This window comes from Algoriphagus boritolerans DSM 17298 = JCM 18970, assembly GCF_900108085.1.
Taxonomy (GTDB): domain Bacteria; phylum Bacteroidota; class Bacteroidia; order Cytophagales; family Cyclobacteriaceae; genus Algoriphagus; species Algoriphagus boritolerans.
This window is the reverse complement of the sequence record NZ_FNVR01000036.1, coordinates 1-19,246: the sequence shown is the minus strand read 5'-3', so window position 1 is coordinate 19,246 and position 19,246 is coordinate 1. Positions and strand designations below refer to the sequence as shown.

Sequence of the window (19,246 nt, the reverse complement as noted above, 5' to 3'; positions counted from 1 at the left end):
AGAGAGCGAGCGCAAGAACCCCCCATGGATTCAGGCCCCGGATCGAAAAAGTTTGGGTTCGACCCCCCCGGGTGGCCCACGAACAAAAGTCAGCCTGAATTCCTACCCCCCAAAAAATCCAGTGTTAAACTTAAACCTCAAACACATGGAAAATTTACGAGTATCAAAACGTTCCCAAGCACGTATTCGAATTGCGTTGCAGGGTCCAAGCGGGGCTGGCAAGACTTACTCTTCACTCCTGCTTGCCTATGGTCTGACAACCAACTGGACAAAGATTGCCGTCATCGACACCGAGAATCAGAGTGCAGATCTCTACGCAAACTTGGGTCAGTACAATGTCATCTCGATCAGCTCTCCCCACACCCCTGAGAAGTATGTGGAGGCCATCGAGATTTGTGAGAACGCTGGTATGGAAGTGATCGTCATCGACAGCATCTCTCACGAATGGGAAACCTTGCTTGACATTCAGTCCAACATGCCAGGCAACAGTTTCACCAACTGGGCAAAGATCACTCCCCGTCACAATGCCCTGATCAACAAAATCCTGTCTTCGTCGGCTCATGTCATCGCGACTGTCAGAAGCAAACAGGATTACGTGCTCACAGATAAAAATGGGAAGATGGTTCCTGAGAAGGTCGGTTTAAAGGGAGTTCAGCGTGACGGTCTGGAGTATGATTTCACCATCGTCTTCGATGTGAACATCAAGCACCAAGCCTCGGCTTCCAAGGATCGAACCGGGATGTTTGTCGATAAGCCCGAATTCACCATCACATCTGCTACAGGAAAACAGATTCTGGAATGGTGCCTGGAAGGTGGCAGAAGTTCTCACACGCCTGATGTGTTTTCTCTCACAGAAGAGTTTGAGAAAAACTTGCAGTTCCTCGATGTAATTCAGGCCTGCAAAAACATGGATGAGCTGATCAAGCTCTTCAATGCCAATCCAAGTTTGCAGCAGATCTACCGTGAGGAGTTCATTGCTCAGAAAAATGCCATCCGTCAACCTTCTAACTTCAGACAAAATGGAACTACTGCGCATTGATCGACTGCCCATCCACCATCGAGCACCTGAGACACCAGTGCTTGAAATGTCTTCCGCATTCATCGAAGCCAACACCGAGACTGTTGAGTTCAGAGAGATGCGAGACCAGCATGTGATTCCTGTCTACCTCAAGGACAATGAGCCTGCCATTTCACACTGTGAGTTTGTGGAGGCCGTTTCCTTGGCCGCTCAGGAGAGTTTTGGATTAGCTCATCTTCCTGATGCAAGTATCCGGGTTTCTCATCCTGTCAAGGGCCGTGTTTATGAGGCACGGCACAAAAAAGCACAGGAGCTTCTGAATCACGAGAAGACCATCTACTTCGAGCGGATGGCTTTCATGATCACCATCCCAGGTGTGAGAGACGAGATTTCAGGAAACATGCTTGAACTGACCATTGGCGGGGTAAAGGCTTTTCATTTGGACAACCTGAACTCATGCAAGGGTAGTCCCGAGCATTTCAAAGTGTTCATCGGGTTCAAGAATCGGGTATGCACCAACCTGTGCGTGTCCACTGATGGGGTTAAACTCGATCTGAAAGCTCGTTCTGTGGAGGACCTGTTTCAGCAAGTGTGTGAACTGATTTCAGGATTTGATGCGGTCAGGTTCTTGAGAAATTTGTCCCTGTTCACAGCCTACGAACTGGAAGAACGCCAGTTTGCACAGATCATCGGCAGAAGTAGGATGTACCAATTCCTGCCCAAGCCTCTGAGAAGCGAGATCCCCGAGTTGCTGATCAACGACACTCAGGTTTCACGAATCGCCGAGCACTTCTACCATGATCCCAACTTCTCCAGGTCTCAGTCTGGCACCATTGATTTGTGGAGGTTCTTCAATCTGTTAACGGGAGCCAACAAGCAGTCGTACATCGACAAGTATCTGGAACGAGGGGTCAATGGGTATGACTTCACCGAACAGATCCGACTTGCCCTGGACTCGACACACCCAGACTTTTGGTACTTGAGCTAAGGAACAATCCCCACTGTCACAAGCAGTGGGGTTTCCTTAAAACTGTGACGTTATGAAGAACTTTCTATACGAACTCAAGCTCAGCTACCACAGGACTTCAGAAGATCCAGTGATGGGCACCATCAAAAACAGTCGGGACAGTTTCGAAATTCTGAAACGTGTGTTTGATCAGGACTTGATCGAAGCACGGGAGGAATTCGTGATTCTCTACTTGAACCGATCCAACCAGGTGATCGGGTATTATAAGGCGTTTCAAGGAGGAGTCGCTTCGGTGGTATGTGATCCAAAGCTCATTCTAACCATGGCGTTGAAAACGCTGGCATCATCCATCGTCCTTGCGCACAATCATCCCTCGGGAAGAAAGGACCCTTCGGCCCAGGATCTTCGAATGACCGAGAACATTAAACAGGCATGTCGGTGGGTTGATGTTGAGCTTTTCGATCACTTGATCCTGACTCCAAGAAGCGGCTACTACAGCTTTGCGGATGAAGGCAAAATCTGACAGTGTGGTCAGAAAAAGTTTTATGGCAGACGTGGAAAATTTCACCGAAATGTGATCAGTGGAGGTCAAAAGTTCTGCACTGGCTGTAAACTAAAAAGGGAGGAACCGAAGCCCTCCCTTTTTTCATGTCTCCACTTTTGTCTGCCTCGAAAAAAGGGAGACAAAAAAGGGAGACAAAACTGCTGAAAAACCCGTCTGGTTTGTCGTATCTTGTGACCTCGTCAGGATTCAAACCTGAAACCTCCTGAGCCGTAATCAGGTGCTCTATTCAATTGAGCTACGAAGCCATATTGGTGCGCAAAGGTACCTATATTTCTTTTTTATGCAAACTCATTTTACCAAGAAACCTTCGTAGGAATCCAAAGTCTCTAGTAACCCTTAAGAATAATTAAGACTGTCAAGCAGGTAAATCCTTCGGGATTTCATATTTTTGCCCACATTCCAATGATTAGAAACCTCTTTTGATGAAAAAATTATTTACACTGTCCCTTGCTATCTTTTTATTTCAATCTCTGCAGGCACAGGATTCCGAGACTAAACCAAAATCACCAATTGGAGGTCGTCCCAATATCCCAAATGATTTAAACATAGAATTTGGCTTTAACCTTTTGACAAACCGACCGGCCGATATCGAAACGAATTTTTTTGGATCCAGAACATTCAATGTTTCTTATCAGTTCCCCGTCAATATTTTAGGTGAAAAATCAGGTTTTACCTTAAATCCGGGTATTGGTTTAGGTACTGACAAGTATCAATTTGGTGACAATCAAAACCTTTTTATTAATCCAACACTGGGAGCAGAATCATCCAGGCTAGTGGATGTGGCCGATGTATATGGTGAGAACATCAGCATCAACAGAAATAATTTTGCGGCAAATTATTTGGAAATCCCTTTGGACCTCAGGTATCACATCAATAAAAACAATTACAGCAAAAGCTTCAGATTCAGTATTGGAGGTAAGGTGGGCTTCCTCTATGAAGCGCATACCAAGGTGAAATATGAGTCAGAAGCTTTCGATACCCGCAAAATCAAGGACTCTCAAAACTTTGGATTGGAAAAAATCCGATATGCAGTCTCTGTCAAAGCAGGCTCTCCAGGGTTCTATGTCTGGGGCAACTTTTACCTAAATGATGTTTGGCAGGCTGGAAGAGGTCCTTTTGCTACGGAAGCAAGTCAAATAAATTTCGGTCTGGCAGTTTCAGTTTTCTAAAAGCATCTTAAAAAAATATGGATATACGGAACTTTGCCAGTAGCTAACTTCGAAGTTCAAATGAACTAGTAAATGCCAATTCTTGGACTTCTTCGGTCTTCCGTATTCGGTCTCCCAGCCCAAAATCAAGGGTATATTCCTCTACTGGCAGAATAGCGTATAATCAGATTAAAAAAATATTATCCGGAGTATTTCCGGTTTTTTTATATCCAAATCCAAGTAAATCCCAGCCAACAAATCAAAAAACCAACTCCCCAACCTACATAAATCTCAAGGGGTCGATGAGCCTGAAGCATTAATCTACAGGAGGCAACCAATCCGCAAAGCACCAAAACTCCGAGAAGCGGATAGAGCACCTGAAACGTTGGAAATTTACTCCCCAGAACCAACACAACTGCCATCAACCCACCCATTCCGGTCATGTGGGCAGACATTTTCCAAAAAAAACTTACTGCTGTCAGAACCAGAACAGAGATGCAAATGACAGCCATACCGAGCCAAAGTACCGGATCGATAGTCGTCTTTTGATACAAAAACCAAGTGGTAAGCAAAAAGTAAAGGGAAGTAATCATAAACGGAATACGGCGATCACTCACCTCCGGCATGTGTAGACTTTTGACTGTCCCACTCAGTCTCAGACCGATAATTGTAACCATCGGAATCAGCAAAGTGCAAAGAATAATTAGAAAAAAGATTCGTTCCTTAAACTCCTCTGGTATAATGGTGGCCTCCGGAACTGCGAAAAGGATCATTCCATAGACTAAAGCAGGCATCAACAGGGGTTGAAAAACCACAGAAATCACTAGGGCAATCGATCTCACAATAGCTCTTTTCTTAGCCTTGCCACTGGGATTTGAAGCTGTTCACGATATTTTGCCACGGTTCTTCTTGCAATATTATACCCTAACTTGTTAAGCATTTTCACGAGTTTGTCATCTGAGAGCGGTCGTTTCTTGTCCTCACCATCTACCATAGTCTGAAGTACCGATTTCACCTCTCTATTACTCACATCTTCTCCACTGTCAGTAGCGATGCCTTCGGAGAAGAAATACTTCAAGGGATAAACACCAAATTCAGTCTGGATCGCCTTACTATTAGCGACACGGGAAACGGTGGAAATATCCATACCGATCCGCTCTGCAATATCCTTTAATATCATTGGGCGGAGATTTGTTTCGTCTCCGTCAATAAAAAATTCCTTTTGATAGGTCAGAATCGCCTCCATCGTCCTCAAAAGCGTGTTTTGCCTTTGTTTGATCGCATCAATAAACCACTTGGCGGAATCCAACTTTTGCTTTACAAAGGTGACAGTATCCTTAAGCTTTTTGTCCTTCTTATCACTTTTGTCGTAGGCCTCAAACATCTCAGAATACGATCTGGAAATCCGAAGTTCAGGAGCATTCCTAGAATTAAGGCTGACTTCGAGCTTTCCCCCGACATTGGTAAGAATGAAATCCGGAATGATATATTGTGTACGTACCAGGCCATCTGATGTGCCTCCCGGCTTAGGGTTAAGCCGGGTGATCAGGTTGATGGAGTCTTTAATCTGCTCCTCGTCCAGATCGAGTCGCTTTTGGATTTTGGAATAATGCTTCTTGGTAAATTCTTCAAAGCAGTCCTGGAGAATCAATAAAGCATTCATCACAGTAGGATCATCCGGATGCTCTTTGCGCTCCAACTGAATGATCAAACATTCCTGAAGCGTCCTGGCAGCGATACCTGCAGGATCAAAATTTTGGATTTTTCGGAGAATTTCCTCCATTTCATCGATGTCAGTCTCGATATTTTGACTGAAAGCCAAATCATTAATAATCGCCTCCAGATCCCTTCTGATATAACCATCATTCTCTATACTGCCAATAAGCTGTTGCCCGATGATTTTTTGGCGCTCATCCAGTTTGAGAAAATTAAGCTGGGTAATGAGCTGCTCATGGAGCGAGGCTTGGGATGAAATAGGAATCTCGCGATCTTCCTCATCAGGATTATAATTGCCGTCACCCTGCATTTTGTAGCCCCCGTATTCATCATCGAGGTAATCATCCAGATTCAGTTCATGATCATCACGCCCAGAATCCTCGTCAAATGAATCCTCAAATTCATCTTCCTGGGCCTGCTCAGGCTCTTCATCCTTGCCTTCTTCAAGAGCAGGATTGATTTCCAGCTCCTCTTCTATCCTCGTATCCAATTCAGCAGTAGGGACTTGAAGCAGTTTTATAAACTGAATCTGTTGGGGAGATAGCTTTTGAGAAAGGGATTGACTTAGATTAAGCTTTTGCATTTATGTCTTTTAATACCTGCGAATTAGAGTGAAAAAAGCCTTTTCAACAGAAAAAGCTTTGCAATCAAATTTAGGAAAAAGAGGCAATTTTTTGATAAAAAGGTGATTTAATCGTTTTTTTGCATTCCACTAAAAAATGGCCGGAAAAGCACTTTTTTCCGATAAAGAAATCTCCCATGGCATTCAACAAACGGGTCAAAATCAAGACCATCCTGGATCAAAATCCAATCGGGCAAGAAATCACCCTGATGGGTTGGGTTCGCACCAAAAGAAGTAATAAAAATGTCTCTTTCATTGCGCTGAATGATGGCTCCATTATCACCAATTACCAAGTGGTGGCAGATCCTAACCTGATTTCAGAGGAAATCCTCAAAAAATGCAGCACCGGGGCTTGTGTGAAGATTACGGGAACTATAGTGGAATCTCAGGGCGCAGGACAAGCCTCAGAACTCAATGCAAAGTCAATCGAAATACTAGGCGAAGCAGATCCTGAGAAATACCCTCTGCAACCCAAAAAGCACTCCTTGGAGTTTCTTCGGGAAATTGCGCATTTAAGAATGCGCACAAATACCTTCGGGGCTATCTTCCGGGTGCGACATGCGCTGGCTTTTGCAGTTCATAGGTATTTCAATGACAAGGGCTTCTTCTATATTCATACGCCTATCATCACGGGATCTGATGCTGAAGGTGCGGGTGAGACATTCAAAGTCACCACCTTTGACATTGGCAATCCTCCAAAAAATACCGATGGATCAGTCGACTTCAAGCAGGATTTCTTCGAAAGGGAAACCAACCTGACTGTATCCGGTCAGCTCGAAGGGGAATTGGCAGCAATGGCTCTTTCAGAGATTTATACCTTTGGACCTACTTTCCGAGCTGAAAATTCTAACACCACACGTCACTTGGCGGAGTTCTGGATGATCGAGCCGGAAATGGCTTTCTATGATGCAGAGGACAATGCGGATTTGGCTGAGGAGTTTCTGAAATACCTTATCCAATACGCTTTGGAAAACTGTCAGGAAGACCTGAAATTCCTGGAATCCAGACTTATTGAAGAAGAAAGCTCCAAACCTACAGATCAGCGTAGCGAGTTGAACTTATTGGACAAACTCAAATTTGTAGTTGATAATGAATTTGTCCGAATTACTTACACAGAGGCAATTGACATCCTGAGAAACTCTAATCCGAACAAGAAGAAGAAATTTCAATACCTGATCGAAAGCTGGGGTGCTGACCTTCAGTCGGAGCATGAGCGCTATCTGGTCGAAAAGCATTTCAAAAAGCCGGTCATCCTGACTGACTATCCAAAGGAAATCAAATCCTTCTACATGCGTCAAAACGAAGACGGAAAGACAGTAGCTGCCATGGATATTCTATTCCCGGGAATCGGAGAGATCATCGGTGGCTCTCAGCGTGAAGAACGACTGGATGTACTTACCGCCAGAATGGATGAGATGAATATTCCAAAAGAAGAGATGTGGTGGTTTCTCGACACCCGTAGATTTGGATCCACTCCTCATGCAGGCTTTGGATTGGGTTTTGAGCGAATGGTACAATTCGTGACAGGAATGGGTAATATTCGAGATGTGATTGCATTCCCAAGGACTCCAGGAAACGCGGAGTTTTGAAATCGAGTAGGAAGATAGGGATTAGTTCCCTATCTGTCCTCTCACACCACCCTGCGTACCGTTCGGTACAGGGCGGTTCCTTAAGTTTTGATCATAACCTTTTGGTAGTGTTCTGACAAGAATAAATAGCCAGCTTGTCTAAGTCTTTCCTTGGTACTGGTGGTATTTAGAATGAAGTTTTTGGCGATGTGCCAGTAGCCCTTCCTAGTATTTGCCCACTCCCAAGCCTTGGATTTCTTCACCCCGAGCTTGACAAGATTCATCAGTTTGGTACTTATACGTTTCCATTGTTTCCAAATGACCATCCTTATTCGCTTTCTGTACCATTCGTCAATTCCTGGCAGCAACCTTATCATATCTGCCAGCTTGAAGTAGTTAACCCAACCATTAATGTACTGACGGAGTGTTTCCTTCCTGTGGTCGTTGCCCCAGCCCTTGCTACGTGATGTCCTTTGCTTTCATCTTTGATACACTCTTTGGGTGTACCCGCAGTCGCCCTTCCCCTTTGGTTTTGTAAAAGAAGTATCCCAAGAATTTCACCTTGGATATCGGGGCTGTTTGGCTTTTGTCCCTGTTCACTTTCAAGAATAACTTATACTCAAAAAAGCGGATAATCGATCCCATTACGCGTTCTGCACTTCGTTTGCTTTTACACAGTATAACCATGTCATCTGCATAGCGTACGAACTTGTGACCCCTACGTTCTAACTCCTTGTCCAGTTCGTTGAGCATGATGTTGCTCAGTAGTGGACTCAATGGCCCGCCCTAAGGTCCACCCATTTCACTGGCTTCAAAGCTACCCCCTACCTGCACCCCGGCATTGAGGTATTTGTGTATCAATGATACTACCCGGCCGTCTTTGATAGTGCGTGAGAGTACTTCTGTCAGTTTGCTATGGTTTACCTTGTCGAAGAACTTTTCCAAATCCAAGTCGACTGCATGACCATAACCATCCGTGATGTAATCCCTGGACTTCTTTAGTGCTTGGTGGGCGTTACGTTTTGGCCTGAACCCATAGCTATGGTCGCTAAACTGGGGTTCGTAGAGAGGCGTGAGTACTTGGGCAATAGCTTGCTGAACTACCTTGTCCACTACCGTGGGGATGCCCAGCTGCCGTTTCTGCCCGTTGTCCTTGGGTATCTCTACCCTACGAACAGGGTTGGGGCGATACTTGCCCCACAATATGGCTGTTGATAGTTCATCCTTATTGGCAACAAAATAATCCTTCAGGGATTCGACTTCCATCTTGTCAACACCTCCAGCTCCTTTGTTGCGCTTAACTTGTAGGTAAGCTGCATTCAGGTTTGATGGTGATAGAATGAACTCCAACAGTCCATATCCTAATCGGTTATTCTCCGTGAGGTTGTTTTCAGTTATCCACATGAAAGTCTGCCCTCCTACATAGCCTTCGGATTCCGTCCTATTCTTCTGCAGGCAGGTCTTTTCTTCCAAGATTTTCTGCTCTCTACCTTTCATCTGGTAACATTCATTCACTGCTCACTCCTTAAAGTTCTGCCCTTCCCAGACATAGCCGATATCTGGTACTATGGCCTCGGCTGACTCCTCATGATAAGCTTTACTCTGTGTTTCATACGCCGTTTCCACACGTCCATGAGGTCTCCTCGGGTAAGAACGATAACTTTCATCCCATCAACCTGCTTCATTTACCCCGGAGGCTCCGGACAGTATAGGACTTCGGTTTGTGATGCAACCTTATCCAGCCTCCTTTGGCCTTACATGCAGTTTCTGTTCGTCAGGCCACGCCTTTGCCGCCGACTTCCTTCATCCCGATAGCTATCGGGACACCTCGCGATGGACACCCTTGTCTTAAGTTAACACTCCCTACTGCAAAGCGTGTTCGGGACTTTCACCCTAGAGTTATCGCCCATGCCGGGCACACAACAAGAAACACCTGAGAAATCAGGCATTCGTTTATTGTCACCAGACTTTTTACACCTTACCAAATCAAAGCCTCCTCCTTGGTTCTTCTTTCATTGGGTCTGAACAGGTTGAGGGCCAAAGTAAATTCATGGACCCCGCCGGGAAGCAGGTAGCTGTTGGCCATCGCAAATTCGTAGACATAGCCCAGTCTCAGTTTGCCCGCAAGAAAGCCAATCTGTGCATTCGTAGCATAGTCCAGTCGGTGTCCTACTCCGATCCAAAGTCGGTCCATCATAAGGACTTTCAGGTTGAGCTCCAGCACATCCGGGAGATCTTTTCGGGATCGGTAAAATCCGTTGGCAGCCACCGCAATGTTCTCGTTTAAGGCCTCCCGATAGCCCGCCTGAATCATTTGCTCGGCCGGATAGCCTTCCATAAACTCATCTCCATTCTGGATATTGCCCCCGTTTACCCGGTGGATGCCGTAGGAGATGTAATAGTTGGCATGGGTCAGAGCCATGCCGATGTTGAAGTCGATCACGTTCATGTTGCTGAAGGTGCCGATGTATTGGCCTATCGTGGGATCATTGGCCTCCTCGGTCGTCAGGGCATTGCCGTCAAGTCTTACGCTTTGGTAGCTCACTCCGGTGCCCAAGCGTAGGTTGTGATTTTCAGTAAGGCGGACTCTGGCGGCGTAGTTGACCGTGAGTTCGTTCTCCCGAAAAGCGCCATAGTTGTCCTGAAGCAGGTTGACCGAGAGGGCATTCTTGCCCAACAGCGCCGGATCCTCCTCTCCTGCCAGTTCCCCGAAATCCAATTCCGCGGACAAAAAGTAGGTCTTCGGAGCCCCTTCTATCCCACCCCACTGATTGCGGACAAAGCCTCTAACCACGCTTCCTTCATAGCCTGTCAAAGCCGGGTTGAAGTAGCCCTGAAAGTGGGAAAACTGGGAAACAAACTTGCGGGTTTGGGCTTGGAGGTTTGTTCCAAGTCCAAAGAGTAAAAAGATTAGGCCGAGTGTAGTGTAATGTATAAATCGGTTCATGATGATGTCAGTTTGTGATGGAAAAATGGGAGATCGAAAGAATTCAGATCTCCCCTCTTTTTTTATTTCTTGAGTAGGTTGAGGACTCCTCTTCTTACTTCTCCTGTTTCTCTGGATTCCAAAATCCAGAAGTAAGCACCAACAGGAAGTTCTTTTCCTTCAAAGGTACCATCCCATCGTTCGGCTGGACTTTCGGTATAGAATACCCGCTGTCCACTGCGGTCAAATACCTGAACTCTTCCCCCTCGGAAATATTTCAGGTCAGGGACACCCCAAGTATCATTGACACCGTCTCCGTTTGGTGAGAAGGTATTGAATATCTCAATGTCTTCGATATCCTTACGGTCTCTGGTAATGATGAAGGACTTTTCGATTACATTTCCATCCCGGTCAGTGACCCGAACTACAATTGTAAACTCAGTCACCCCCGCCGCTTCATCCGCGCTGCTCCAAAACAGGATGTCGGAGTTGATCTCGAAATAGCCATTGTCAGCTGCTCCAGGCACTAATTCAACAGCATGAATATCATCAAATTCATCAATGACCGTGAAGAACCCAATGTCCTGGAAGAACACGTTTGAATTCGGTACAAATTGATTGTTGGAAAGAATGATATCCGTTGGTGCCGGTTTTGGCAGCACAATGACCTGCAAGACTGCTTTCTGACCGGATGGATTGAGCACACCTGCCGGAAGATTTACTGTTCCAAAAATGGTGTAAGTACCGCGCTTGAACACATTAAGCGTGGATCTGTCCCAAACGACTTCATAGGTTAGAATTTGACCGTCCTGCGTCAGCACATCGACCTGATTTGGTAAGACAGGTTCTACAGACCAAGGAGTAGTGATATCCCCACCAGTTAGGAATTCAGCCAGTTGCGCTGGAATAATCTCCAGCTCACTGCCTACAAAATCAAGCTGGTAATTGATTCCCGCATCTAGCGTTCCAAGACTGATTTCGTAGATACCCACATTCTCTCCCGGTGTTCGGGTCAAGGTACCAGTCAGGATCGCTTCGGTATCCGAAAGTTTGAATCCGCTTGTTGTAAAGGTCAATGCAGGATCCAAGTTGCCAAAGATCTTACTCTTAGCGTCCGCTATAATCTTCAGCACTGCAAAATTGACTGTTAATGTACCATTCACCAAGGTGATTGTATAATTCTGATCCGATCCTCCGCTTAGCGTGATTGGATAAGTGCCCACATTCGAGCTTGCAGTCGCAGAAGTTGCGATGGCAGGCTCGTTCTCAACCCGCGTATCTCCATTCACGAGGCCAGCATAGCTGAAGGTCAAGACTGGATTTGCTTCACCATAAATTTTCTGCTTGTCTGCTGCTGTGATGGTCAAGGCCTTTTGCCCTATAGTCAAGGTTCCATTGACCAAGGTGATGGCATAGTTCTGATCTGATCCTCCGCTTAGCGTGATTGGGTACGTGCCCACATTCGAGCTGGCCGTTGCAGTCGTGCTGATGCTTGGTTCAGTAGTCACTTTCGTATCACCATTCACCAAACCTGTATAACTGAAGGTCAAGGTTGGGTTTGCTTCACCATAGATCTTTTGCTTATCATCTGCAGTGATCGTCACCGCTTTTTGACCAACTGTCAAAGTACCGTTGACCAAGGTGATCGCATAGTTCGGATCTGATCCTCCGCTTAAGGTGATTGGATAAGCGCCCACATTCGAACTTGCAGTCGCAGAAGTTGCGATGGCAGGCTCGTTCTCAACCCGCGTATCTTCATTCACGAGGCCAGCATAGCTAAAAGTCAACGGTGGATTTGCTTCTCCATAGATCTTCTGCTTGTCATCTGCTGTGATCGTTAAACTAGCTGGAGTAACGCTCAAGGTTCCATTTACCAAATTGAATGCATAGTTTGGATCTGATCCTCCACTTAAGGTGATTTCATAACTTCCTACCGGGGAGCTTATCGTAGCTTCAGTAGTGATGGTCGGTTCGGTCTGGATTTGAGTGTCACCTTCCAGTAAGCCGGTATAACTGAAGGTTAAGACTGGATTGGCCTGGCCGTATACTTTGCTTTGATCGGCTGCCGTGATGGTGACTGTTTTTTGTCCAATCGTTAGGGTTCCATTTACCCGTGAGATCGAATAGTTGGGATCCGAACCTCCGGTCACCGTGATCGGATAGCTTCCCACTGGAGAGCTTGCCGTAGCAGTGGTAGCAAGACTTGGTTCAACCGCAGCTCCTGTATCTCCATTAACAAGACCATCATACGTGAAGGTCAAGGCTGGATTTGCTTCTCCATAAATTTTGCTTTGGTCATCTGCCGTAATGGTTAGGCTAGCAGGAGTAACGCTCAAAGTACCATTTACCCGAGTGATCGCATAGTTCGGATCTGAACCTCCAGTCAGTGTAATCTCATAAGTCCCCACATTGGAACTTGACGTAGCTGAGGTTGTAATGCTTGGTTCGACAGCAACTTCAGTATCTCCATTCACAAAGCCGGCATAGCTAAAGGTCAACGGTGGATTTGCTTCTCCATAGATCTTCTGCTTGTCATCTGCTGTGATCGTTAAACTAGCTGGAGTAACGCTCAAGGTGCCATTTACCAAATTGAATGCATAGTTTGGATCTGATCCTCCACTTAAGGTGATTTCATAACTTCCTACCGGGGAGCTTATCGTAGCTTCAGTAGTGATGGTCGGTTCGGTCTGGATTTGAGTGTCACCTTCCTGTAAGCCGGTATAACTGAAGGTTAAGACTGGATTGGCCTGGCCGTATACTTTGCTTTGGTCGGAAGCGGTTATCGTTACAGTTTTTTGTCCAATGGTCAGGGTTCCGTTTACCCGTAAGATCGAATAGTTGGGATCCGAACCTCCGTCCACGGTAATTGGATAATCACCTGCTGGAGAGGTTTCAGTAGCCGTTGTACTAAGAGTTGGTGCAGTCTGGATTTGCGTATCTCCATTAACTAAACCGTCATAGGTGAAGGTCAAAGGAGGATTAGCCGCACCAAAGATTTTCTGTTTATTATCTGCTATTAGCCTTAGCGGTGCAGGTGTAATCAGGAAGGGAGTAGTACTGATCAACTGCAGGTTGTAATTGTCTCCCGCGCTCAGCGATCCGAGGTTAAACGGATAGGTTCCTACATTCTCTCCTGCGGTTCGCCCAAGTACTCCTCCAAGGATTTCTTCCGTATCATTTCGCTTAAAGCCTGTAGGGGTATAAACTAAATCAGGGTCTTCCTCACCATATACTTTGTCAAACCGGCCCACCTCAATCGAGAGTGTAGCCGGAGTAATCGTAAAGACTTCAGGGTTAAGCACTAATTCATAATTCGGGCCTGCGTCCAAGTCACCTAATTCATAGAAATAAGTACCTGCGTTTTCCCCTGCTATCCTTGATAAGTCTCCGTCCAAAATGGAGATATTATCACCGTTTTTAAAGCCTTCAACCGTATAGGAATAAGCAACTGGATCGTCGTTTCCATATTCCTTATTTTGGCCTGGTAGCGGAGTAATAATGAGTTCAGTCGCGACATCATTGTCAGTGATCGTTATTGTCGCTGCACTTGGTGTACCAATAGTCACGAGGTCATTGTCAGTCCCCGTCAAGGTTAAAATGATCGTCTCCTCACCTTCTACATTAAAGTCATCGATTATCGAAACCGGCAGGAGAACACTAGGTGTATTTCCTGGAAAATCGAAGGAAGTTCCTAAGGCTTGGTAATCTGAACCCGGGTTAGCAGTACCTTCCACTTGGATGGTAACTGTGGTATTTGCAGCAAACAGATTATCTGTCACAATCTCAAATTCCCCGTTTGCTAAGTTATTTTCTCCTGCTTGTGTCTTCACGGAAATAGTCAATACTGCCGGTAAGCGTTTTTCTACTGTATCGCTTACTTCTTCTCCTTCATTGCCTGAAGCTTCCGTTATGGTGACTGTCAGGGTTAAGATTCCATCAGGAAGACTACTTACATTGACCCCATCGATGAGTTGATTGTTCCTTGTGACTTCACCGGTTCCGGTAACGGGTGTTCCTCCTACACTGCTACTGATCGAGAATGAGTAATCCGAACCTAGATATCCATCTTTGAGGTTGAAACTAAAATTGTTCTGGTTTATTCCATTTATTCTATCAGGAACGATGGAAACCGAATAGCCCGTAGGGATTACTGTATCCACAAGGTAATTATTGGATTCCGTTGTTCCGGATCCAGTATTACCGGCTAAATCCTGGTAACCCGTATTGTCTAGTGTGATCAAGTTGCTGGCATCTTCTACTCCCGAATCAGGAGTTAGCGTTGCCGTCCAGGTTATTCCTCCATCACCAGATTCCAAATCTGAAAGAATTCCGTTTGCGACACTAAAATCATCCAGCATCAATCCCGTCACAGCTTCTGTAAAAGTGATCGAAACCAGACTCTTCTCTCCAGATGCCAAATCCGTATCAGCCACTACTAGCGTAGCAGTCGGACGCCGGGTATCGACCTCATAATTAAAGGTTTCTATGGTTCCAGTTCCGGCGTTTCCGGCCAGGTCGGTATATCCTGCATTTTCAAGAATGATCACATTGGTCGCATCTTGTACATTGCCGGTTGGAGTAAAAGTTACCGTCCAAGTTTCTCCTCCATCTGCGGAGGTCAAACCTGAAAGGCTTCCATTCGCAACCGTAAAATCAGCAGTTTCGAGACCCGAAACTCGTTCACTGAATGCCACTGTAAGGGTTGCCGTCTGACCTATAGCAAGCGAATTGTCACTCAAACTCAAACTTTCCACAAAAGGCCTTACCCCATCTACTAGCACCTGACTGGTGCTAACTATACTATTGAGAGTAAGGTTTGCATTGTTTTCTGCCACATCTTGGATGGTTCCAGTATTCAGGGACAAAGTCTCTACAGTGATTCCATTGAGATCCAAGTCGCCGCTTTGTACAGTATACCTGAAAACCAAAACATTGGAACCTGAACCGGATAGATAACTTGCCTGAGCTGTACTTGCCCCAATTGTAAGACTTAATTGTGGAATACCTGAGACTACCACAGCTTCCGAGAAGCTTACAGCGAAATCCAAGTTCTGGTCTATAGCATATACCCCATTTGCTGGCACAGAAACACCGGATATCACCGGACTTGATGTATCGATTATCAGATTTTTTTGACCGGAAAGCGAATTGGCCGAACCTACAGCAGGCAGCTGCAAAATTGCAGGATCATTGGTGCTATTCTCAATCACGGCACCGTTCAAAATCAATGCATTGATACTTGCATAATCCAAGTCCTCGGAAGCATCACCCGCTTGAACGGTGTAACTGAAATTCAACGTAGTAGTGCCCGATCCGCTGACATAGCTTGCCGCTCTATCCACACTGCCTGTTTCCAGAGTCAGGGTAGGCAGTCCTCCTGTCGAATTTACAATCACAGGCTGATCAAAAATCACCTGAATGGATATCTCATCCCCTGCTTTGTAAAGCCCATTTGCAGTACTGCTGGTCACGCTGGTCACCACCGGATTGATGGAATTTACGGTGATTTCAATTATATCAGTATCTGTTTTGGTACCTCCTGATCCTGAGAATCCCTGATCGTCGCTGATGATCGTTAACGTTGCAGACCCACTATATCCCTGAATCGGATTGAATGTCATTCCACTCAGCGCCGAATTAATAGCTGTGATTGTTCCGGCAAAATCTATGGAGGCGTCATTGACTCCCGTTCCTGTGTTGAATGATAAACCCGTAGTTCCTGATAGCGTTATCAGGCCATTGGTAGCTGTCAAGGATATTTTAATAATTGCTCCGCCCGCATCCACATCACTGACACTAATCAGGTTACCATTACCACTAGAAAAAACCAACGCAACATCCTGATCGGTTTGCTGATTACCAGGCACTGAATTGACCGGAGCATCATTCACTGCTGTCACTTCAATGGTCACAGTTGCCTGGTCAGTTTGCACACCTCCAGATCCCGTATTTCCATTATCACTGATGTTGATAGCCAAGGTCACATCGGAGGTCGAGTTCAGTGCAGTGGTAAATTTCAAATTACCTGCCGAAATAAATGTATTGATATCGTTGATAGCACCAGAAAGTGTCAGCTCACTTGAAGAACCCCCCACCGTCACTCCTCCTCCACTCGTGGCAGACAGCGTGCCCGTGGCTACGCTAAATGTCGCAGTCACCTCATTTGTTCCTGCATCTACATCACTAAAAGAGATGGCAGTTAATGCTCGAGGTTCATCTTCAAATACTGCTATGGTCAATGGGGCTGTGACCGTTGGTGCCTCATTTATATTGGTGACATTGATTGTAAATTGACGCTCGAAAAATAGACCTCCTTGGTCTGTGGTTCTAATTCTGACAGTGTAGCTATTTTTTACTTCAAAATTGGGACTGTTTGTAATTCTTAATTCGGCTCCACTAATGCTAAAGCTTGCATTATCAGCATCTCCTGTTCCAGCTACCAACGTGTAGGTAAAGGTGTTGCCGGCATCCGGATCGGTTGTGGTTAATGTTCCAACCGTTGAATTGGCTGCAACGTTTTCATTGATGCTTGTTGGTGATAAGGTAAGATCTGTAGGAACTTCGTTTACGTTGTTGATGGTAATGGTAAACGCTTCTTCATAAAATAAACCTCCTTGGTCTGTGGTTCTAATTCTGACAGTGTAGCTATTTTTTACTTCAAAATTGGGACTGTTTGTAATTCTTAATTCGGCTCCACTAATGCTAAAGCTTGCATTATCAGCATCCCCTGTTCCGGCTACCAACGTGTAGGTAAAGGTGTTGCCGGCATCCGGATCGGTTGTGGTTAATGTTCCAACCGTTGAATTGGCTGCAACGTTTTCATTGATGCTTGTTGGTGATAAGGTAAGATCTGTGGGAGCTTCGTTTACGTTGTTGATGGTAATGGTAAACGCTTCTTCATAAAATAAACCGCCCTGGTCTGTAGTTCTGATTCTTACTGAGTAGCTATTTTTTATCTCAAAGTTTGGCGTGTTGGTAATTATCAAATTTGCTCCGCTGATACTAAAGCTTGCATTATCAGCATCCCCTGTTCCGGCTACCAACGTGTAGGTAAAGGTGTTGCCGGCATCCGGATCGGTGGTGGTAAAAGATCCCACTGTTGAATTGGCTGCAACGTTTTCATTGATGCTTGTTGGTGATAAGGTAAGATCTGTGGGAGCAGCATTCACAGGTCCTGTAAATACTGAACCATAAGTGAAGTTATCTATGGCAACATAAATGTCTTGAGCCTCTATTCGAATTTCATCTACATCATAAAAATCAGGATCACTTACGTAGTCTTTTACCCCGTTAAAGTTAATTGGTTTAGCTGATCCGACAGGAGCCCCATTCTTATACCCTCTAATAGTGCCACTTAAGCTAGAACCGTCACCTCTTTCTTGAATATAAATACTTCTAAATTGAAATTCTCCCCCACCATCCTTGGTGATTATCCATTTTTTAAGCCCCCCTGGAAGCTGATTGCCATCAACCAAAGCAGTTGATCCGTTAAACTGAGCAAATCCAATGCTGTAAGTTGTAGACAAATCTGTAGCAAAGGTAAACCCATCTACTGATACAGACTGGACGCCTTCAATAGGAATAGTTGGGGGTGCCTCAAAATCAATAATCGTTTGAGCCAAAACCGGCTGAAGGAAACTTGACCATAAAAATGGTATTAAAAAGATTGGAAGAAGTAGAGGTTTTTTCATCGAATTGTGAGTGAACGAAATTCAAATAATGAAGAAAAATCCTTGGGTCCAGTTTTACCTAGTCCCAAGGGATTTCTGATTTAAGGTCTAGGGGGGTAAATTCCTTCCATGCAGATGATGTAATTCATACCAAGGTATGGCTGTATGTTATTGTGGCCTTGGTTTCCACCTGCCGGCAAAATAGCAGTGGAATCAGGAGAAGCAATTCCCGATGGAGCATCTGCATAAGCATTGACTGGAAAAGGGGTACCTGACCGATCTACCTGGGCCTGAATCGCACCGGGAACTTTGCCTATTGGATTATTGGTTGTACCCAAATTGGCACTTACTTTAACCTGTGCTACGTGAATATGCGCCGGCATTTCAGTCTGATTTAAGGTGACATTTTCTACTCCTCCCATTTGACCTCTCTGATAATTTGAAAGACCGGGACCTTAACCGGTATCAACAGGTACCCGACTTCTGAGATAGTGCGAAAGTGGTGGTTCCATTTCCTCCTTAGGTGGTTCCCAGCAAGCTGAAAACAGCAGTATACTGCGAAATTGGTAGGATTTGTCCCTGACAAAACATCCATCCTTTCGGAGCAAAATCTCCTGCGAATAATTTAACAATTCCAATGTTTTCATTCATGGTATTAAATTTAAAGGTTAAAAGTTAGAAATAAATATTAAATAGTTAAAATAAATTTTTACTGTCGTCCGAGAACGCGAGCGTCAAAAATAATTTAATCTTGGAATAGTACCAAAATGAAAGATGGGAAGCTTTTTGGAGCTGTCCCATCTTTTTTCTATTGTTGTTTCGACCAAGAAATAACAATATGAAGCAAAGTAAGCATATTTTTTTGTCCGGCCATCCGATTATTGCCCAGCTTTTATCGCTGATCCCGATGGAAGTTTTTAATGAGGTTGTAGAGCAGCAAAACGCAGACAGGTATTACAAGAAACTCAAGTCGATCGATCATTTTATCTGCATGTTCTATGCGGTTTTGACCCGCAACGGTAGTCTGAGAGAAGTCTGCAAAAACA

The 19,246-nt window shown here is 45.1% G+C and carries 13 protein-coding genes, 1 tRNA gene and 2 pseudogenes; 6 read left to right on the top strand and 10 right to left on the bottom strand.

Annotated elements, in window-relative coordinates; all coding sequences use genetic code 11:
- Window positions 1-145 precede the first annotated feature (145 nt).
- The 3 genes from C4S61_RS19470 to C4S61_RS19460 are packed head-to-tail and all read left to right on the top strand — an operon-like array spanning window position 146 to window position 2,508.
- Entirely contained in the window at window positions 146-1,039 is an 894-nt protein-coding gene (locus C4S61_RS19470; RefSeq protein WP_103926459.1) for an AAA family ATPase, read from the top strand.
- Complete coding sequence (locus C4S61_RS19465; protein WP_235010123.1) at window positions 1,020-2,006, top strand: DUF3871 family protein; 987 nt, start codon at window positions 1,020-1,022, stop codon at window positions 2,004-2,006. The genes C4S61_RS19470 and C4S61_RS19465 overlap by 20 nt, the downstream gene beginning before the upstream one ends.
- Window positions 2,007-2,058: 52 nt before the next feature.
- Window positions 2,059-2,508 carry a JAB domain-containing protein gene (locus C4S61_RS19460; protein ID WP_103926458.1) on the top strand — a complete coding sequence of 150 codons (450 nt, stop codon included), beginning with the start codon at window positions 2,059-2,061 and terminating at the stop codon, window positions 2,506-2,508.
- A gap of 213 nt (window positions 2,509-2,721) precedes the next feature.
- Here the strand turns inward: C4S61_RS19460 and C4S61_RS19455 are convergent.
- Window positions 2,722-2,795, bottom strand: a tRNA-Arg gene (locus C4S61_RS19455).
- A gap of 177 nt (window positions 2,796-2,972) precedes the next feature.
- On the opposite strand from C4S61_RS19455, the gene C4S61_RS19450 reads away from it, so the two are divergent.
- Complete coding sequence (locus C4S61_RS19450) at window positions 2,973-3,719, top strand: outer membrane beta-barrel protein (RefSeq protein ID WP_103926457.1); 747 nt, start codon at window positions 2,973-2,975, stop codon at window positions 3,717-3,719.
- Window positions 3,720-3,922: 203 nt separating this feature from the next.
- Here C4S61_RS19450 and C4S61_RS19445 read toward each other — a convergent pair whose 3' ends face one another.
- Together C4S61_RS19445 and rpoN are read right to left on the bottom strand one after the other, a co-directional pair.
- The gene (locus tag C4S61_RS19445) at window positions 3,923-4,492 is read right to left on the bottom strand and encodes a PA-phosphatase (protein WP_235010122.1); all 570 of its coding nucleotides are present in this window, start codon (window positions 4,490-4,492) and stop codon (window positions 3,923-3,925) included.
- Between the two features lie 44 nt (window positions 4,493-4,536).
- A complete protein-coding gene (gene rpoN / locus C4S61_RS19440) occupies window positions 4,537-5,997 on the bottom strand; it encodes an RNA polymerase factor sigma-54 (protein WP_103926455.1) in 1,461 nt (486 codons plus the stop codon).
- A 176-nt stretch (window positions 5,998-6,173) separates the two neighbouring features.
- Between rpoN and asnS the strand changes: the two genes are divergently transcribed.
- On the top strand, window positions 6,174-7,625 hold the full coding sequence (gene asnS / locus C4S61_RS19435; protein ID WP_103926454.1) for an asparagine--tRNA ligase: 1,452 nt from the start codon (window positions 6,174-6,176) through the stop codon (window positions 7,623-7,625).
- Window positions 7,626-7,705: 80 nt separating this feature from the next.
- On the opposite strand, the gene C4S61_RS22410 is transcribed toward asnS, so the two are convergent.
- The 7 genes and pseudogenes from C4S61_RS22410 to C4S61_RS22395 all read right to left on the bottom strand — a co-directional run bounded on the left by C4S61_RS22410 (window position 7,706) and on the right by C4S61_RS22395 (window position 18,791).
- On the bottom strand, window positions 7,706-7,888 hold the full coding sequence (locus C4S61_RS22410; RefSeq protein WP_235010121.1) for a hypothetical protein: 183 nt from the start codon (window positions 7,886-7,888) through the stop codon (window positions 7,706-7,708).
- Between the two features lie 69 nt (window positions 7,889-7,957).
- Window positions 7,958-8,020 (bottom strand): annotated as a pseudogene (locus C4S61_RS22700) (hypothetical protein); the annotation flags it as partial.
- Between the two features lie 43 nt (window positions 8,021-8,063).
- A pseudogene (gene ltrA, locus C4S61_RS22405) lies at window positions 8,064-8,870 on the bottom strand (group II intron reverse transcriptase/maturase).
- Window positions 8,871-9,582: 712 nt separating this feature from the next.
- Window positions 9,583-10,551 (bottom strand): PorP/SprF family type IX secretion system membrane protein, encoded by a 969-nt coding sequence (locus C4S61_RS19425; protein WP_103926453.1) that lies wholly within the window; start codon window positions 10,549-10,551, stop codon window positions 9,583-9,585.
- Between the two features lie 62 nt (window positions 10,552-10,613).
- Window positions 10,614-18,221 (bottom strand): MBG domain-containing protein, encoded by a 7,608-nt coding sequence (locus C4S61_RS19420; RefSeq protein WP_103926452.1) that lies wholly within the window; start codon window positions 18,219-18,221, stop codon window positions 10,614-10,616.
- 80 nt (window positions 18,222-18,301) lie between these two features.
- A complete protein-coding gene (locus tag C4S61_RS22400; protein ID WP_235010120.1) occupies window positions 18,302-18,622 on the bottom strand; it encodes a phage tail protein in 321 nt (106 codons plus the stop codon).
- 97 nt (window positions 18,623-18,719) lie between these two features.
- Window positions 18,720-18,791, bottom strand: a complete 72-nt coding sequence (locus C4S61_RS22395) for a tail fiber protein (protein ID WP_235010124.1) — start codon at window positions 18,789-18,791, stop codon at window positions 18,720-18,722.
- A 247-nt stretch (window positions 18,792-19,038) separates the two neighbouring features.
- Between C4S61_RS22395 and C4S61_RS19410 the strand changes: the two genes are divergently transcribed.
- Window positions 19,039-19,246, top strand: a 208-nt coding sequence (locus tag C4S61_RS19410; RefSeq protein ID WP_146064448.1) for a DUF4372 domain-containing protein, incomplete at its 3' end; no start/stop codon positions are given.